At 68.5% G+C, this 17,371-nt stretch carries 12 protein-coding genes; 6 read left to right on the plus strand and 6 right to left on the minus strand.

The annotated features are described in order from the left end of the window. Window positions 1–3 precede the first annotated feature (3 nt). From ACSQ86_RS03575 to argH, 4 genes are read right to left on the minus strand one after another with little or no spacing between them, the layout of a single operon-like run. Entirely contained in the window at window positions 4–834 is an 831-nt protein-coding gene (locus tag ACSQ86_RS03575; protein ID WP_436308502.1) for an ABC transporter substrate-binding protein, read from the minus strand. A 33-nt stretch (window positions 835–867) separates the two neighbouring features. Further along, complete coding sequence (locus ACSQ86_RS03580; protein ID WP_093105380.1) at window positions 868–1,641, minus strand: amino acid ABC transporter ATP-binding protein; 774 nt, start codon at window positions 1,639–1,641, stop codon at window positions 868–870. Between the two features lie 2 nt (window positions 1,642–1,643). After that, the gene (locus tag ACSQ86_RS03585) at window positions 1,644–2,519 is read right to left on the minus strand and encodes an amino acid ABC transporter permease (protein ID WP_436302699.1); all 876 of its coding nucleotides are present in this window, start codon (window positions 2,517–2,519) and stop codon (window positions 1,644–1,646) included. Further along, complete coding sequence (gene argH / locus ACSQ86_RS03590; RefSeq protein WP_436308503.1) at window positions 2,513–3,952, minus strand: argininosuccinate lyase; 1,440 nt, start codon at window positions 3,950–3,952, stop codon at window positions 2,513–2,515. The genes ACSQ86_RS03585 and argH overlap by 7 nt, the downstream gene beginning before the upstream one ends. A gap of 175 nt (window positions 3,953–4,127) precedes the next feature. Here argH and gcvA point away from each other — a divergent pair, with 175 nt between their 5' ends. After that, entirely contained in the window at window positions 4,128–5,069 is a 942-nt protein-coding gene (gene gcvA, locus ACSQ86_RS03595) for a transcriptional regulator GcvA (RefSeq protein ID WP_436294481.1), read from the plus strand. Window positions 5,070–5,087: 18 nt separating this feature from the next. On the opposite strand, the gene speB is transcribed toward gcvA, so the two are convergent. Continuing rightward, a complete protein-coding gene (gene speB / locus ACSQ86_RS03600; protein ID WP_093105386.1) occupies window positions 5,088–6,065 on the minus strand; it encodes an agmatinase in 978 nt (325 codons plus the stop codon). 148 nt (window positions 6,066–6,213) lie between these two features. Between speB and ACSQ86_RS03605 the strand changes: the two genes are divergently transcribed. Next, window positions 6,214–7,155, plus strand: coding sequence for a 2-hydroxyacid dehydrogenase (locus tag ACSQ86_RS03605; protein ID WP_436308504.1), 942 nt, complete (start codon window positions 6,214–6,216; stop codon window positions 7,153–7,155). 36 nt (window positions 7,156–7,191) lie between these two features. On the opposite strand, the gene ACSQ86_RS03610 is transcribed toward ACSQ86_RS03605, so the two are convergent. Further along, entirely contained in the window at window positions 7,192–8,652 is a 1,461-nt protein-coding gene (locus ACSQ86_RS03610) for an amino acid racemase (RefSeq protein WP_436308505.1), read from the minus strand. A 96-nt stretch (window positions 8,653–8,748) separates the two neighbouring features. Here ACSQ86_RS03610 and ACSQ86_RS03615 point away from each other — a divergent pair, with 96 nt between their 5' ends. From ACSQ86_RS03615 to ACSQ86_RS03630, 4 genes are all read left to right on the plus strand, one after another. Continuing rightward, a complete protein-coding gene (locus ACSQ86_RS03615) occupies window positions 8,749–9,645 on the plus strand; it encodes a LysR family transcriptional regulator (RefSeq protein ID WP_436302704.1) in 897 nt (298 codons plus the stop codon). 195 nt (window positions 9,646–9,840) lie between these two features. Further along, a complete protein-coding gene (locus ACSQ86_RS03620) occupies window positions 9,841–11,952 on the plus strand; it encodes a CHAT domain-containing protein (protein ID WP_436302705.1) in 2,112 nt (703 codons plus the stop codon). After that, window positions 11,949–13,619: a ShlB/FhaC/HecB family hemolysin secretion/activation protein gene (locus tag ACSQ86_RS03625; protein ID WP_436308506.1), complete on the plus strand. Its 1,671-nt coding sequence runs from the start codon at window positions 11,949–11,951 to the stop codon at window positions 13,617–13,619. Before ACSQ86_RS03620 ends, ACSQ86_RS03625 begins: the two co-directional genes overlap by 4 nt. Before the next feature lies 1 nt (window position 13,620). After that, window positions 13,621–17,337, plus strand: a complete 3,717-nt coding sequence (locus ACSQ86_RS03630; RefSeq protein ID WP_436308507.1) for a two-partner secretion domain-containing protein — start codon at window positions 13,621–13,623, stop codon at window positions 17,335–17,337. Window positions 17,338–17,371 lie beyond the last annotated feature (34 nt).

Here is a 17,371-nt window from a genome sequence, read left to right on the forward strand (position 1 = left end):
GCTTCAGTTGGCGCTGTCGATGATCAGCTTGGGCACTGCGTAGTCGGCGAGGCGCCACTTGGCGGCGATCTTCGCGTAGCTGCCGTCGGCGATGAGCTTGGTCATGGCCTCGCTCAGCTCGGCCGCGAGCGCCTCGTTCTTGCGGCCGATCGCCAGGCCGACGTACTGGAAGGCGAAGGGCTTGCCGACCGTCGCGTACGTGTTCGGCTCCTGTCCCATGATGTAAGGCAGCGTTTCGCCGCCTTGCACCGCCGCGTCGAGGCGGCCCTGGCGCAGCTGGGTGCGCGCGTCGGCCGAGCCGTCGGTGCCCGTCACGATGATCGCCGGCTTGCCGGCCTTCACGCACTGGGCGTCGCTCCACTTGCCGATCTCGACCGGGAACGAGGTGCGGCGGCTCGCGCCCACTTTCTTGCCGCACAGCGCGGTCATGCTGGAGAACTCGGCCGCCCGCGCATTCGTCACGTAGAACTGCGGGCCGGTCTTCAGGTAGTCGATGAATTTGACCGCGTCGCGACGCTCCGGCAAGTCGGTCATGCCGGAAAGAATGATGTCGACGCGGCCGGTGGCGAGCGAGCTCATCATCTGGTCGAAGCTGGTTTCTTCCCATTTGATCGTGGTGCCGAGCTTGGCCGCGAGTGCCTCGCCCAGGTCGATGTCGAAGCCGCTCAGCTTGCCGCTGGCCGGGTCCTTGAACTCGAGCGGCGGGTAGTTGGAGACCACCGCGGCGGAGATCGGCGCGCCCTTGGCGCGCGCGGTTTGTGCCTGCGCCAGCGGCAGGACCAGCGCGAAGGCTGCGGCGAGGAGGCTGAGACGTGTGAGTGGGCGGCAAGTCATGCGGGAGCTCCGGAGGTGGTCAAAGAAAAAAAGTCAGCCGCGAACGGCGGAAATGAACTCGCGGGTGCGCGGATGCTGCGGGGCGGACAGGACCTGTGCGGGCGTGCCGGTCTCGACGATCTGCCCCTGGTCCATGAACATCACGCGCGTCGCCACGTCGCGGGCAAAGCCCAGTTCGTGGGTGACGACGACCATGGTCATGCCGCTGGTCGCCAGGTCGCGCATGACCGACAGCACCTCGCCGACCAGCTCGGGGTCGAGCGCCGAGGTGGGCTCGTCGAACAGCATCAGCTGCGGCCGCATCGCCAGCGAGCGGGCGATCGCCACGCGCTGTTGCTGGCCGCCCGAGAGATCGATCGGGAAGGCCTCGCTCTTGTGGGCGAGGCCGACGCGATCGAGCAGCGCGCGCGCTTCGGCGAGCACCTCCTCGCGCGGGCGGCGCTGCACGCGCAGCGGGCCCTCGATCACGTTCTCCAGCGCCGTCATGTGCGGGAATAGGTTGAAGCGCTGGAACACCATGCCGGTCTTCAGGCGCTGGCGGGCGATCTCGGTTTCGGACAGCGCGTAGAGCTTGTTGCCCACCTGGCGAAAGCCGACCAGTTCGCCGTTCACCCAGAGCGCGCCGTCGGTCACGGTTTCGAGCTGGTTGATGCAGCGCAGGAAGGTGCTCTTGCCGGAGCCGGACGGGCCGATGACGCAGAGCACCTCGCCGGCGGCGATGTCGAGCGTGATGCCCTGCAGCGCCTGAAAGTCGCCGAAGCTCTTGCGCACGTCGACCGCGCGCACGATGGGATCGGTATGGCGCATGCTCACTGCCTTGCCGCAGCGCGCCCTGCGCCGCGTGCGTAGTAGGACTCGACGCGCGACTGCAGCAGCGAGAGCACCGTGACCACCACGATGTACCAGATGCCGGCCACGATCAGCAGCTCGATCACGCGGGCGTTGGCGTAGTAGATGTTCTGCGCGTTGTGCAGCATCTCGGCGTACTGGATCACGCTGGCCAGCGAGGTCAGCTTGATCATGCCGACGAACTCGTTGCCGATCGGCGGGATGATCACGCGCATCGCCTGGGGCAGGATCACGCGGCGCAGCGCGAGCAGGCGCGGCATGCCGATCGACTTGGCGGCCTCGTACTGGCCGACGTCGACCGACAGCAGGCCCGCGCGCACCACCTCGGAGGTGTAGGCGCCCTGGTTGATGCCGAGACCCAGCAGCGCGGCGAGGAAAGGCGTCATCAGCTCGACCGTGCGCATCTCCCACAGGCCCGGGATCCCGATGGTCGGGAACACCAGCGCCAGGTTGAACCACAGGAGCAGCTGCAGGATCACGGGCGTGCCGCGAAACAGCCATGTGTAGCCGCGTGCCACCCAGCTCAGCACCGGATTGGCCGACACGCGCATCACCGCGGTGATCACGCCCAGCACGATGCCCAGCCCCATCGCCAGCACGCTCATCACGATGGTGTTGACCAGGCCGGTGAGTATCGATTGCGCCGTGAGGAACTTGCCGACGTACTGCCATTCGATCTTGCCGCGCGCAAAGGCGTTGAGCACGAACAGCAGCGCCACCACGATGAGCGTGGTGGCGATGTAGCGCCCCCAGTAGCGGCGCGGCACATGTTTCAGATGGGAAATGCCGGCCGGCGTGGACGCATCCGGCGGTGCGGTGGCTGCGGCCGTCAGCATCGCGGCCCCGTGTAGTCGGCGATCCACGCGCCATGTTCCGCGAGCCGGGTCTTCAGGCGTGCGATCTGCTCGCGCACGCGCTCCGGCGCGGTGCCGCCCTGGCCGTGGCGCGCCGACACGGCGGCTTCGAGCGTCAGGTGCTCGAGCACTGCGGGCTTTAGCCGCGGGTCGACCTCGGCCAGCAGCAGGGCGGAGACATCGCTCAGTTCGATCTGCTTCGCTTCGCAGGCCTTGACCAGCGCGCCGGTGATCTCGTGCGCTTCGCTGAAAGGCACGCCGTTCACCGCCAGCCAATCCGCCACCTCGGTGGCGAGCGCGAAGCCCAGCGGCGCCTGGCGCTTCAGCTGCTCGACATCGACGCGCATCGTCCGGATCATTCCGGCCATGGCCGGCAGCACCAGCGACAGGGTGTCGATGCTGTCGAAGGCCGCGCTCTTGTCTTCGGCCAGGTCGCGGTTGTAGGCCAGCGGCAGCGACTTCAGGGCAGAGAGCATTCCCGTCAGGTTGCCGATCAGGCGGCCGGCCTTGCCGCGGCTCAGTTCGGCGATGTCGGGGTTCTTCTTCTGCGGCATGATCGAACTTCCGGTGCAGTAGCCGTCGTCCAGCTCCACCCACCGGAACTGCCGCGATGACCACAGGACCACCTCTTCGGACAGGCGCGACAGCTCGACCGTGAGCATGCTGGCGACGAACAGGAACTCGCACACGTGGTCGCGCGCCGCGACCGCGTCGATCGAGTTCTCGCACGGTGCGTCGTAGCCGAGCTCCATCGCCGACAGCTCCGGCGAGCGGCAGATCGCCGAGCCGGCCAGCGCGGCGGCACCGAGCGGCGAACGTGCGCTGCGGCGGTCCCAGTCGACCAGCCGGTCGATGTTGCGGCCGACGGCCTGGGCATGCGCCATCAGGTGATGCGCGAACACGATGGGCTGCGCGGGCTGCAGATGGGTGAAGCCGGTCGACAGCGTGCCGATGTGCAGCTCGGCCTGCGCCACGAGCGCGTGCTGCAGCTCGAGCACGGCGCTGGCGAGGGTGCGCGCCCGGTCGCGCAGGTACAGCTTCAGGTCGTTGGCGGCCTGGTCGTTGCGCGAGCGGCCGGCGCGCAGCTTGCCGCCGATGGCGCCGAGCCGCAGGGTCAGCACGCGCTCGAGGAAGGTGTGCACGTCTTCGTCGGCTTCGGAGGGATGCAGGTCGCCGGCGGCGTACTCGCGCTCGACGGCATCGATGGCCGCGAGGAGCTGGGCCAGTTCGTCGGCCTTCAGCACGCCCGCGCGCTGCAGCTCGCGAGCATGGGCGCGGGAGCCGGCCAGGTCGTAGGGCACGAGCCTGAAGAAACTCGGCTCCGATCGCGACAGCGCCTTCAGTGCCGCCGACGGTTCCGACCTGAAACGGGCTCCCCAAAGACGCTGCGTGGCACTCGCTTCTTGCGCTTCCATATCGTTACCACAAAGTGACAATGGGCTGCATCGTAGTAAGAATGACCAGCGCTGGAAAACGAGATTAAGAACCGGGTTGCCTGTAAAAAATCTCAGCATCCGGAGGACACGGCCCTGCCGAAACTGCGGGGAAACGAGGGTTGTGGCCTGAACCTTGCTGGCATCCCATCCCCCCATGGACAAACCCACAGAAGAACACTCCGTGCACGACATCGCGAAGCGCCTGGCGGTGCGCAGCCGGCTGCCTCCGCTCAATGCCTTGCGAGCCTTCGATGCCACTGCCCGCCACCTGACCGTGGTCAAGGCTGCCGACGAATTGAGCGTGACGCCGAGCGCTGTCAGCCATCAGCTGCGCACTTTGGAAGACGCACTCGGCGTGCAGCTGTTCACGCGCAACAAGACGCGCCTGAAACTCACTCCCCACGGCGAGGCGTTGCTGCCCTCGATCCGTGCGGCCTTCCAGATGATTGCTTCCGCGGCCGCCAGGCTGGGCGACAGCGTGATGATGGGCGACCTGGTGGTGTCGGTGCCGGTCGGGCTCGCCTCGCGCCTGCTGACGCGTCACATCGGCGAATTCATGGTGGCGCATCCGGACGTGCGGCTCAAGCTGATCGCCTCCAACGAGGACAAGGAGGTCTACCTGCCCTCGGTCGACCTGTGCATCCGCTACGGCACGGGCATCTGGCCCGAGCGGCAGGTGCGGCTGCTGAGCCATGTCGAGTTGTTCCCCGTCTGCAGCCCCGCGATGATCAACGGGCCGGTGGGAGTGCGGGCGCTCGACGACCTGAAGCATCACATGCTGTTGTGCGAGGACGGCGGCACCGAGTGGACGCGCTGGCTGCTCGCGGCCGGCATGCCGGCCAGCGGCTTTCGCATGACCGAGATGGGCAACGCGCACATCGCGATCGAGGCGGCACTTCATGGCCAGGGCGCGGCCCTGGGCGACAGCCTTCTGGTGGGCGACGACCTGGCCGAAGGCCGGCTCGTGCGGCTGTTCGAGAACCGCATTCCGGCCAAGCACGCGTACTACCTCGTGTGCCGCCATGAAGTGTGCGAGAACCCGCTGGTCGCGGGCTTCACCGATTGGATCCTCGGCAAGGTGCGAACCGGCGAATAGGCGCGCCACGCCTCGGCTTCAGTCGCGGTACACCACGCCGGGCAGCACGCACAGCATCTCGAACGCGAGGTTGGCGCCGACCAGCGCCGTCGTTCCGTGCGGATCGTAGGGCGGCGAGATCTCGACCAGGTCGGCGCCCACCAGGTCGAGGCCACGCAGGCCGCGGATGATCTCCAGGCCCTGGTGCACCGTCAGTCCGCCGATCTCCGGCGTCCCCGTGCCCGGCGCGAAGGCGGGGTCGAGGCCGTCGATGTCGAAGCTGAGGTAGACCGGCCCCTTGCCCACACGCTCCACCACTTCCTTCATCAGCGGGACCAGGCTCTTGTGCCAGCACTCCTCGGCCTGCACCACGCGAAAGCCCTGCTCGCGGCACCAGTCGAAATCGTCGGCGTGGTAGCCGGTGCCGCGCAGGCCGATCTGCACCACGCGCCGGCAGTCGAGCAGGCCCTCTTCCACCGCGCGGCGGAAGGGCGTGCCGTGGGCGATCTTCTCCCCGCCCATGGTGTCGTTCACGTCGGCATGCGCGTCGACGTGGACCACGCCGATCGGGCCGTGGCGCTTGTGCATCGCACGCAGGATCGGCAGCGCGATGGTGTGGTCGCCGCCGATGCTGATGGGACGGCAGCCGTTGGCGATGATGGCGTCGTAGGCCGTGGCGATGCGGTCGATCGAGTCGAAGATGTTGTAGGCGTTGGTGGCCACGTCGCCGATGTCGGCGACCTGCAGCGAGTCGAAGGGCGCGGCGCGCGTTGCCATGTTGTAGGGCCGCAGCAATACGGACTCGCTGCGTACCTGGCGCGGGCCGAAGCGGGCGCCCGAACGGTTGGAGGTGCCGAGGTCGAAGGGCACGCCGACGAAGCAGGCGTCGAGGCCTTCGGTCGTTTCCTGGAAGGGCAGTCGCATCATCGTCGCGATGCCCGCGAAACGCGGCACGGCGTCGCCGCTGAGCGGCTGGTTGAAGCCTGTGCGTTCAGGATGGAGGTGCGAGGATGGCATGAGCGAACCGGGCGATGGGATCGAACGATCATAGGAAGACGCGCGCGCAGCGGACTTCAAAAATCTCAGCATCTCGGCTTAGATTTATTGCGCCGGCTTGGTTCCCTGCTGCCTAGCATTGGTGGATTCGCCCGACGCTCCCTACCGGATGACCGCCACCGCACCCCATATCTTCTTCAGCAGCAACCTCGATTCACCGCAAGCCTGGCGCGAAGCCTTGGCGCGGCACCTCGGCGACTTCAGCTTCACGGTCGGGCCGCATTGCGCGGATCCGGCCGCGATCGATGTCGCATTGGTCTACAAGCCGCCGAAGGAGGGCCTGCTGGCGTTCAGGAACCTGCGTGCCGTGGTTTCGCTGTCGGCCGGCATCAACCAGTTCTCCCCCGCGATGCTGCCTGCGGGCGTGCCCTTGTCGCGGTCGATCGATTCGACGCTCACGCAGCACATGATCGCGTATGCGAAGGCCGCCGTGTACCGCTATCACCGCAGGTTCCACGTGTTCGAGCGCAATTCGCGGGAAAGCGCATGGCGCTTCGAGCTGCCGAAGTCGAATGCCGAGACCACCGTGGGCGTCCTGGGCCTGGGCGAACTCGGCAGCGCCGTCGCCAGCGCGCTGGCCGCCGATGGTTTCGGCGTTCAGGGCTGGAGCCGCAGGGCGAGAGATCTGCCGGGCATCCGGACCCACGCCGGCGACGCCGGCCTGCACGCGATGGCAGCCGGCGTGGACATCGTCATCAATGTCCTGCCGCTGACCGATGCCACCGAGGGCATCCTCTCGGGGCGCTTGTTCGCGAGCTTCAGGCAGGGCGCCTTCCTCATCAACATGGGGCGAGGCGGGCACCTTGTCGAACAGGATCTTCTGAGGGCCCTCGACGAGGGCCGCATCGCCGCGGCCACGCTCGATGTCGTCCAGGTCGAACCCTTGCCCGAGGGGCATCCGTTCTGGGCCCACCCCGGCATCCTGATCACGCCGCACATCGCCGGCATCACCTCGCCGGAATCGGCCGCGCCGCAGATCGCGGAGAACATACGCCGTGCGATGCGAGGCCAAGGCTTGCTGAATCAGGTCGACTGGGCGCGAGGCTACTAGAACAGGTCGACCCGCGCGCGCGGGCGCATGAGAGTTTTAACGTGCGGATTGACTGAATTCGATGCATCGCCGGGCCAGCACTTGGGCCGGGTCAATGACGGGGACCCGCTTGCCCTGGACCTCGTAGTCGAGGTTCTGCTGAATCAGCAGCGGAAGCTCGGTGCATCCCAGAATCACCACCTCCGCACCGCTACGCACCAGGTGCCCGATCGCGTCCTCTGCCGCGGCCCGGCAGTGATCGTCCAGGAAGCCTGCCTTGACGCCTCCGGGTCCGTAGATGACCTCCATGATCTGCTGCTGGACGACAGGCTCAGGCGTTGTCACTTGCCGCATCGCGCGTTCGATCTCGTCGTGATAGACGCGGCTCGCAACGGTCCCGGTGGTCGCGAGCAGGCCGATGTTCCTGAGGCCCGCGTACTCCCTCGTGATGAATTCGACCGTCTCCCGCAGCATGTGGACGATCGGGATGTCCAGCATCGGCTGGATGTATTTCACGAACGCATGGGCTGTATTGCAGGGAATCGCGATGATGTCGGCGTCGGCATCCTGCAGCTTCCTGCACGTGGCATACAACGCCAGCGTCGGATCGAGACCATCCCGAATCAGGTATTCGGTGCGGTCTGGAATCTGAGGGTTCTGCTCCACCACGAACTTGAGGTGGTCCTGATCCCGTGCCGCGGGTGTGGCCCGAACCAGCTTGTCAAGAAAGCTGACCGTGGCGGCCGGCCCGACGCCGCCCAGCACACCGATCTTGAACGGCCGCGTTCCGGAGGCATGGTTGGCTTCTGCTGCGAACTCGGCGTAGACCTGGTTCGAGTCGACGACCGCAAGGCCGGCCGCCGCGGCCTTGCTGTGCAAGCTGTCCATTGCGACGCACAGCACGGTACTTCCGACCAGAACCAGTTCAGCGCCCTGATCCGCAAGGTCGTCGTACGCGCGCTCGACAGCCTGAAGATCCGCCGCCGACACTGCATATTCCCCGAGGGATGAGGCACTCAGTGTTTCGATCGTTGCGGTGAGCTCCCGCAACGCCGTGGCGCGCGGGTAGATCAATTCCAGGGCGCCGCCGTCGAAACGGCTTTCGAACAGGCCCAGCGACTTGACCGAAGCCGATGCGAGCACGCCGATTCTTCGCACGCGCGGGTATCGGCTCGACACATGCTTCGCCAAGGCGTCAAGCATGCTCACGATCGGCGTTTCGGAGACCGGTGCCAGCTCGGACGCGAATCGATGGGATTCGATCGTCGGCAGCAACACGCCCGCGAGATCGGTATCGTCCATCCGCCAGATCGAGTCGAAGAGGGCGATCTTGCCGCGCTCGATCTCGGCTTCGCAGGTCGCAGGTGCATCCTCGAATGCCGAGTCCGGATCGAGCACGACCCGGTACTTCCGGGGCGCCTGGGCAGCGCAGATCGCTTCCATCTTCGCGGCGATATCGGCCGCCCCGAGATGCTCGGGCCGACCGACGACGAGAAGTGATCGGAGCCTCGGTGTCATGGATGGAGATTCTGGTTGGCGAGACGCCCTTTGTCGCATTGAAAGATGGCTGCAAACCATTAAGTGATCTAATACCCTGACTGCACAAGATTGATCATGCGGCTCAAGCACATCGAGGTCTTCAACGCGATCATGCTGACCGGAACGGTGAGCGGCGCGGCTCGCCTGCTTCACGTCACCCAGCCCGCCGTCACCTTGACGCTGCAGCACGCCGAGCTGCAGCTGGGCTATGCGCTGTTCACTCGCCAGCGCAACAGGCTGGTGCCCACCAGCGAGGCCCAGGCGCTCTATCCGGAAGTGCAGTTGCTCGTGTCGCGGCTCGAATCCGTGCGGCGGCTTTCCACCAGCCTGCGCCGGGGCGGCCGCACCGAGTTGCGCCTGCTGATCGTTCCCTCCCTGGCCGTTCGCGCGCTGCCGGATGCCTTGAAGCTGTTTCGCAAGCGCTACCCCGACCTGGCCGTGGCGATACGAATGCTGCACTCGCACGAGGTGACCCAGGCGATTGCGCTGCGCGAAGGCGATGTGGGCATCGTCTATGGCGCCATCCAGCATCCCGGCGTCCAGCAGGTCCCCATCGCCGCGGGCCGTCTGGTCTGCGTGTCCCTGAAGTCCGGGCGCGCGAGCGACCGGCGTACCACGGTGGAATTGACCGAGCTCATGCGCAGCGGCTTCATCCGCATCGACGAGCGCGATCCGATCGGCGCCATGCTGGCCGAGCAGTGTGCCCACCATGGCGGGGAGCCCGAAGGCGGCCTGACCGCGCAGACGCATCACATTGCCATGGTGTTTGCCGAACAGGGGCTCGGGCCGGCCATCGTCGACTCGTTCACGGCAGCCGCCACCACCAGCGATGCCTTGCAGGTGCGCACGCTGCTGCCGGAAGTACCGGTCAGCGTTCAGGCGCTGTTGCCGCAAGGAGAACGATCGCCGAAACAGGCCGCTGATTTCATCGAGGCCTTCAAGGCGGTCATCGTCAGCGCCCCGTCCGGTTGAGCCTCCCGCGCCAGGAGCAAGGCCCAAGGCCTACGCCCTTCGCGCTAGACCGTATTGCGAATAGGCGACCCCAGAGGCCACTCCTAGACTCCCGCGACGAGGTCTGAGAGGCGCGCACTTCCGCTGCGTCGCGGCTTGCGCCAAGCGGGCCTACAGACTGCGCGCGGGGGTCGAATGCAAGGTTCTTCGAGGTTCGTGTGGGCGCACTCTGCGCGCAAGTGGATCGCAGGCGCTCTCGGACTCGGGGCGCTCGTGGGCTGCCAGTGGGCCATGGCGCAGGCACCCGATGCCGAGGCGGCGGCCAGCAAGCAGGAGCAGGCGCGGCTCGCCGACACCGACACGCTATTCGCGCTCACCAACGACGGCGCGGTGCTCTATGCGCAGGACAGCCCCAAGCTCTCGGGCTATCAATACTGCAGCCAGGCGGTGGCGCTGGCCGAGGCGGGCGAGTTCCGCCAGAGCGTGCGCGCCGCGAGCAAGGCGCTGCACCTGGCCAACGCCACGCGCGACCCCAACCTGCTCGCGATGGCGAACCGCGATCTCGCCATCGTCTACAGCTACTCGGGCCAGCTCGAGAAAGCCGAGGAGTTTGCGCGCGAGGCGCTCAAGCATCCGGCGCGCGATCCCAAGCTGGTCGTCGGGCCGGTGCACAAGGTCATCGGCGACGTGCAGACCCGGCGCGGCGACTATGCCGGCGCGGTGCAGAGCTACGACACCGCGCTCGCCAACAGCTCGCAGCGTTATGCGCCGCTGGTGCAGTCCTCGCTCGTCAATGCGCTGATCGAGTCGGGCGAGCCGGCACGCGCGCGCCAGCTGCTCGGCACGCTGCCGCCGCCGCGCGAGGCGCCGCTGGCCGCGCAGCTCGAGCGCACGCGCGCGCGGCTGCTGCTGGCCGAGAACAAGCCGGCCGAGGCGCGCGACCTGTACCTGCAGCTGACCACACGTTCGGTCGGCACCGACAGCGGCTACTACCAGCTCTGGGCCTGGGACGGCGTGGCGCGCAGCGAACTCGCGCTGGGGCAGAAGCAGGCCGCGGCCGAGGCGGTGGGCCGCGCGCTCGGCGGCGTCGATGCAGTGCGCGCGAAGTTCCGCAGCGAAGAATTCAAGATGGGTTTGTTCTCCGATCTGCAGGCCGTGTTCGAGCGCGGGGTCGGCCTCTACAGCGAGGTGGGCGATGCGCGCCAGGCCTTCGAACTCAGCGAGCGCAGCCGCTCGCGTGCGCTGCTCGACGCGGTGCGCGGCCGGGCCCGCGTGAGCAGCGAGGCGGCCGCAACCGTCGACCTCGCGACCCTGCAGCGCACGCTGGCGCCCGACGAACGCGTGCTGCAGTTCCATGCGCTGCCCGACCGCCTGCAGGCCTGGGTGGTCAGCCCCTCCGGCATCGAGGCGAAGAGCATCGCGATCAAGCGCGACGACCTGACCGAACTGGTCGAGACCTTCCGCAACTCGGTGGTGCGCGGCCGGCGCGCCGCCATCGCCAATGCCGACAAGCTGGGCGCCGCGCTGCTCGGTCCGCTCGCGTTGAAACCGGGCGAGCGCCTCATCATCGTGCCGCACGGGCCCTTGCATTACCTGCCTTTCCAGGCGCTGCGGCTGAACGGGCGCTACGTAATCGAGACGCATCCGGTCTCGGTCGCGCCCTCGATGAGCATCGCGGTGCAGCTCGCGCAGCGCTCGCCGCGCGTCGACGCCGCGCTCATCGCCTTCGGCAATCCGCGCATCGAAGACAAGTACGACCTGCCCGGCGCCGAGGTCGAGGTCAAGCAGCTCGCGCAGCTCTTCCCGCGCAACAACGTCTACATGGGCGCCGCCGCCACCAAGACGCAGTTTCGCGACGTGGCCTCGCGCGCACCGCTGATGCACGTGGCGGCCCATGCCGAAGCCGACCAGGTCGATCCACTCTACTCGCGCATCCTCCTGGCCAACGAAGGCGGCAAGCAGAACTTCCTGGAAGCGCACGAGATCCTTGGCCTGCCGATGCAGGGCACTGCGCTGGTCACGCTGTCGGCCTGCGAGTCGGGGCTGGGCCGCATCGCGCAGGGCGACGAGGTGCTGGGCTTCACGCGCTCCTTCCTCTCCGCAGGCACGTCGAGCCTGATCTCCTCGCTGTGGCCGGTGTCGGACGACGCCACCGCCATTCTCATGAGCACGCTCTATGCCGAACTGGCCAAGGGCAGGGACATCCAGCAGGCCATGCAGGCCGGGCAGCTGGCCGTATTGAAGGAACCCCGCATGTCGCATCCGTTCTTCTGGGCCCCGTTCAACCTGATCGGCAACTGGCGGTTGAAGGTGGGGAGCCCGGCATGAGGGGCGTCGGCTCGGTGGTAGCTGTCGCGCTGGCGCTGGCCGCGCAGGTCGCGCAGGCCGCGGACGAAGAGGCCACGACGCTGCTGCCCACCCAGGATCCGTGCGGCAGCTGCGACCGCCAGGTCGCGCAGGCCTCGCCCGCGCCGCAAAGCCTGCCCGCGCCGCCCGTGCCGGCGGCCGCGTTCCGCCTCAACGACCTGCGCCTCAACGGCGTCAAGGCGCTCAGCAACGAAGAGCTGCAAAGCATCACGCAGCCCTACATCGGCCGCGACGTGACACTCGGCGATCTGGAGGCGCTGGCGCAGGCCATCACCGCCAGGTACCGCGAGCGCGGCTATTTCCTCGCGCAGGCGGTGGTGCCGGTGCAGACCGTGCAGGGCGGCGTGGTGGAGATCAGCGTGATCGAAGGCCGGCTCGGCAAGATCGACGTGATCGTGGCGCCCGATGCGCCGATCGCCGAGGCCCGCGTGCGCGCCTTCCTCGCGCCGGTGCAGCCGGGGGACGCGGTCAGTGCGCAAAGCTACGAACGCGCGATGCTGCTGCTGTCGGACCAGCCCGGCATCCGTGTCGCCTCCGGCTTGCAGGAAGGCACGCAGCCCGGCACCACCGATCTTTCGGTCGAGGTGACGGCGGCGCGGCGCTGGGTCTTCACCGCCGAGGCCGACAACCACGGCACCAAGGAGTCCGGCCGCTACCGCGTCGGTGGCAGCGCGCGCTGGCTCAGTCCCTTCGGCATCGGCGACAACCTCGACATGCGCGCGATGGTGTCCAACGACAACGGGCTGGTGTTCGGCCGCGTGGCCTACGAGGCGCCAATCGGCAGCAACGGGTGGCGCGCCGGCGTGGGTCTGGCGCGCGTCAACTACGAGCTCGGCGGCCAGTTCGCCGACCTCGATGCGCAGGGCACGGCCAACGTGCTCGACTTCTCGCTCAACTACCCGCTGATCCGCCAGCGCCAGCAGAACCTTTTTCTGCGCCTGGGCGCCGACGTCAAGGACCTCGAGGACGAGTTCGGTGCGGTGGGCTTCACCACGAAGAAGCGGGTGCAGGGCCTCGGCCTCGGCTGGACCTGGGAGCGGCGCGACGAGGTGCTGGGCGGCGGCTACTGGGCCAGTTCCGGCACGCTCTACCGCGGCAAGCTGGACATCCGCGATCCGCAGACCCTCGCGTTCGACCAGAGCATCGGCGGCCACCGCACCGAAGGCGGCTTCACCAAGCTGAGCTTCCTGGTCTCGCGGCTGCAGGCCATCGTGCCGCGCCATTCGCTCTACCTGTCGCTCGGCGGCCAGTGGGCCAGCAAGAACCTCGATGCCTCGGAAAAGCTCGCGCTCGGCGGCGCGCGCGCGGTGCGCGCCTACCCCTCCGGCGAGGTGCTGGCGGACGAGGGCGTGATCGGCATCGTCGAATGGCGCTGGTCCTACAACGAGGAGCTCACGCCCTTCGTGTTCTATGACGCGGCGCGCGGCAAGCTGGCGCGCGACCCGACGCCCTTCGACGGCGAGAACCGCCTGAGCCTGCGCGGCTACGGCATCGGCGTTTCGTGGGCGCGGCCCGGCAACTTCGCCATCAACGCGACGCTCGCCTGGCGCGACGGCACCCGCCCGGCGCAGACCGACGGCGGCGGCCGCAATCCGCGCCTCTACGTGCAGGCGCAAAAGGCCTTCTGACATGAAACACCCCCGCAACTCCGCGCGCTTCAGCATGCGTCCCGTGGCGCTGGCCATGGCGTGCATGGGCGCCGCACCGGCCTTCGCGCAACTGCCGAGCTGGAACAACTTCCAGGTGCGCGGCGGCGCCGTCGCGGTCGGCACGCCGACGGCCGGCGGCACGCAGCTGGGCATCGTGCAGGGCACGCAGCGCGCCATCGTCGACTGGCAGGGCTTCTCCATCGGCCCGGGCCATGCGGTCAACATCGCGCAACCGGGCGCCAGCAGCGTGCTGCTCAACCGCGTCACGGGCAACGAGCTTTCCACCATCGCGGGCGCGTTGAATGCCAATGGGCGCGTGTTCCTGGTCAATCCCAACGGCGTGCTGTTCGGCAACGGCGCGAGCGTGAATGTCGGCGGGCTGGTCGCGTCGACGCTCAAGATGAGCACCAGCGACAGCGCTTTCATGAGCGGCACCGAGCGCTTCGAGTTCAAGCAGGACGGCACTGCCTTCGGCACGGTCGAGAACCGCGGCGGCATCACGGCGCAGGGCGGCGGCACCATCGCGCTCATCGGCGCGCAGGTCAGCAACAGCGGCAGCATCGTCGCGCAGGGTGGCACCGCCGGGCTGGTGTCGGGCGACACGGTGACGGTCGATTTCGCGGGCGACGGGCTCACCACTTTCAAGGTCTCCTCCGGCCTCTACAGCGGCGTCGCCAACAGCGGCGTGGTGCAGGCCGATGGCGGGCGCGTCGTGATGATGGCGACCGCGGGCAGCGAACTCGCGCAAGGCGTGGTCAACACGCGCGGCGTGCTGCGCGCCGATTCGCTGGCTTCGCGCAACGGCGAGATCGTGCTCGACAGCGGCGGCTCGGCAGCGGGCGTCACCATCAGCGGCGGTCTGCTGTCCGCCGCCGGCAACGGCGCAGGTCTGACGGGCGGCTCGGTCGACGTCAAGGGGCGGACGATCCTGCTGCAGCCCGGTGCGCCGGACGATGGCGGAGTCATCGACGCCAGCGGCGGCGCCGGCGGCGGCCGCATCCGGCTGCAGGCCGCGGCGGTCGGCGGCGATCCGCAGACCGGCGCGATCGCCGTCGCCGCGGGCAGCCGCATCAGCGCCGATGCCACCGTGGCCGGCAATGGCGGCGACATCCGCCTGATGGGCGAGCGCACGCTGCGCGCCCACGGGACGCTTACGGCCCGCGGCGGGCCGAACGGCGGCGACGGCGGCTACATCGAGACCTCGGGCGGCTACGCCATGCCGGCGGGCGAGAGCAACGGCGGCATCGATCTTGCGGGCCTGCGCACCGATGCCTCGGCACCGCGCGGCACCGCGGGCACCTGGCTGATCGATCCCTTCAACGTCACCATCGTCAACGGCGCGGCCGACGGCGGCCTCACGAGCAATCCTTTCGCCCCGATCGCCGACTCCACCATCCAGGACGGCGACATCAACAACGCCCTCAACGGCGGCACCAGCGTGCGCATCACCACCGGCAATCCTGCGGCCGGAGCGGCGACGGACGGCAACATCACATTGGACGATGTGCAGATCGAATACAGCGGCAACAAAGGGGCGCTGACCTTCCAGCTCGACGCCCATCGGAACATCTTCGTCAACGGCGCATCGGTCATCGCCTCCGTCGGCGATCCGCTGAACGTGATCTTCAACGCCGACGCCAACGGCACCTCCGCGCCCTTCGGCGGCGGCACGGTCACCCTCAGCGGCGCCATCTACAGCAACGGCGGCAATGTCGCCATGTCGGGCGCCAGCGTGGATGCCGGCTGCACCATCTGCCTACCCACGGCGCTGATCGACACCCGCACCGGCAACAAGCGGGTGGATCCTCTTGCCGCCGGGGTGTACACCGGCGGCAACAATGCGGGCATCGGCGGATCGGTGCAGCTCACCGGCGTGGACACCGGCACGGGCGGCGGCTTCGTCGACGGCGCGGTGTTCATGCAGAACAGCACCATCATCACCGCCACAGGCAACGTGACGATGTTCGGCAGCCGCAGCGAGGGCAGCGGCGTCCAGCTCGAAAGCTTCGACGCCAGCACCACCATCATCACCACCAGCGGCAACGTCTCGGTGACGGGCATCGGCAGCTTCTCGAGCAACAGCTCCGAGCCGCCGGGCCACGGTGTCGTGATCAACGGCGAAACGATCACCACCGTCGACGGCAACATCACGGTCACGGGGCGCCGGCTGGCCGGCGGCACGGCCGGCAACGGCGTGCTGCTGCGCGATGGCGCGCTGCTGCAGACCACCGGCAGCGGCGACATCATCGTCACGGGCCAGTCCGACGGCGGTGCCGCGGGCGTGAACATCGCGCCCGCGGCATCGGCGACCGCACCGCCGGCCGGCCGCATCGACGGCAACCGCAACGTGGTGCTGCGCGCGGTCAACGACGGCAGCACCGATGCGCTCGCGATCGGCGGCACGGTGCGCGCGGGCAATGCACTCGACCTGCGGCCCGGCGGCGTGGACCTCGCGGGCAACGCGCTGGACCGCCCGGACGTGCCGATCACGCTCGGCGGCACGGCGGCCACCGGCTTCGCGGTCTCGGCCGCCGAGTTCACGCGCCTCACCACGCCGACCATCGTGGCCGGCAGCAACGCGCATGCGGCCAACATCGATGTGGTGGGCCCGCTCGCGCTGGCTTCGGCGCTCACGCTGCAGAACGGCGCGGGCGGCAACATCACCCTCGGCGCAGCGGTGTCGACGCCGCAGCTCGGCCTTTTGAGCGCCGGCAACATCACGCAGGCGGCTGCTGCTGCGATCGCGGCCGGCACCCTGCTCGCACGCTCGACCGGCGGCAGCGTGGAGTTGCGCAATCCGCAGAACAACGTGGGCACGGTCGGCGGCGGCGCGGCGGGAAGCTTCGCCTACGTGGATGCAGACGCGGTCACCGTCGGGCCGGTGACGGTGACCGGCTTCGATGCCGCGAGCAACCTGCCGCAGCCGGTCTCCACCACCTCGATGGCGGCCGACACCGTGTTCGTGCGCACGCTCGCCGGCGACCTCTCGCTCGGCACCAACGTCACGAGCGGCAGCGGCACCGACCTGGTGGCGGCAGCGCGTTTCCAGAATCTCGGGGCCTTCACCATCGCCGGGGCGCCCTGGCGCGTGTGGGCCGACACCTGGGTCGGCGAGACGCGCGGCGGGCTCGCAGGCTCGGGCCTGCTGCCCAATCTCTACCACTGCGCCTACCAGGGCCTCTGCACGGTGACGATTCCCGCCGGTGCCAACCACTTCATCTACGCGCAGCAGCCGAGCGCCGTCGTTCTCGTCCACAACGCCGCGCGGCCCGGCGGCGTGCCGAATCCGCTGTTCACCTACAGCATCACCGGCCTGATCCTCGGCGACACCGGCGCCGGTTTTGCCGGCGCCGTGTCGAGCCCCGCCACGCAATTCAGCCTGCCGGGCAGCTACCCGATCAACGGCAGCTTCAGCTCGGCCGAGGGTTATGCGGTCAGCGTGGTGCCGGGCGTGTTGACGGTGGGTGGACTCGTGGAACTGATCAAGCCCGACGTGGTGCGCGAGAACCAGAGCACCTGGCTCTACGACCGCAACATCGGGCCGGCGCCGATCTGCCTCGCGACCGGGCCGCTGGGCGGCGACCGCGCCGCGCAGGGCGGCGACGTGCTGGCGCGCGAATGGTCGCGCGTGCGCTCGCGGCCCAATCTCACCAATTGCATCGACACGGAGCGCCGCAACGGCTGCGCCGACTTCTGAGGCACCTTGCGTATCCGGTCGGGCTGAGCTTGTC

Source organism: Variovorax sp. LjRoot130 (assembly GCF_964253755.1).
Lineage (GTDB): Bacteria > Pseudomonadota > Gammaproteobacteria > Burkholderiales > Burkholderiaceae_C > Variovorax.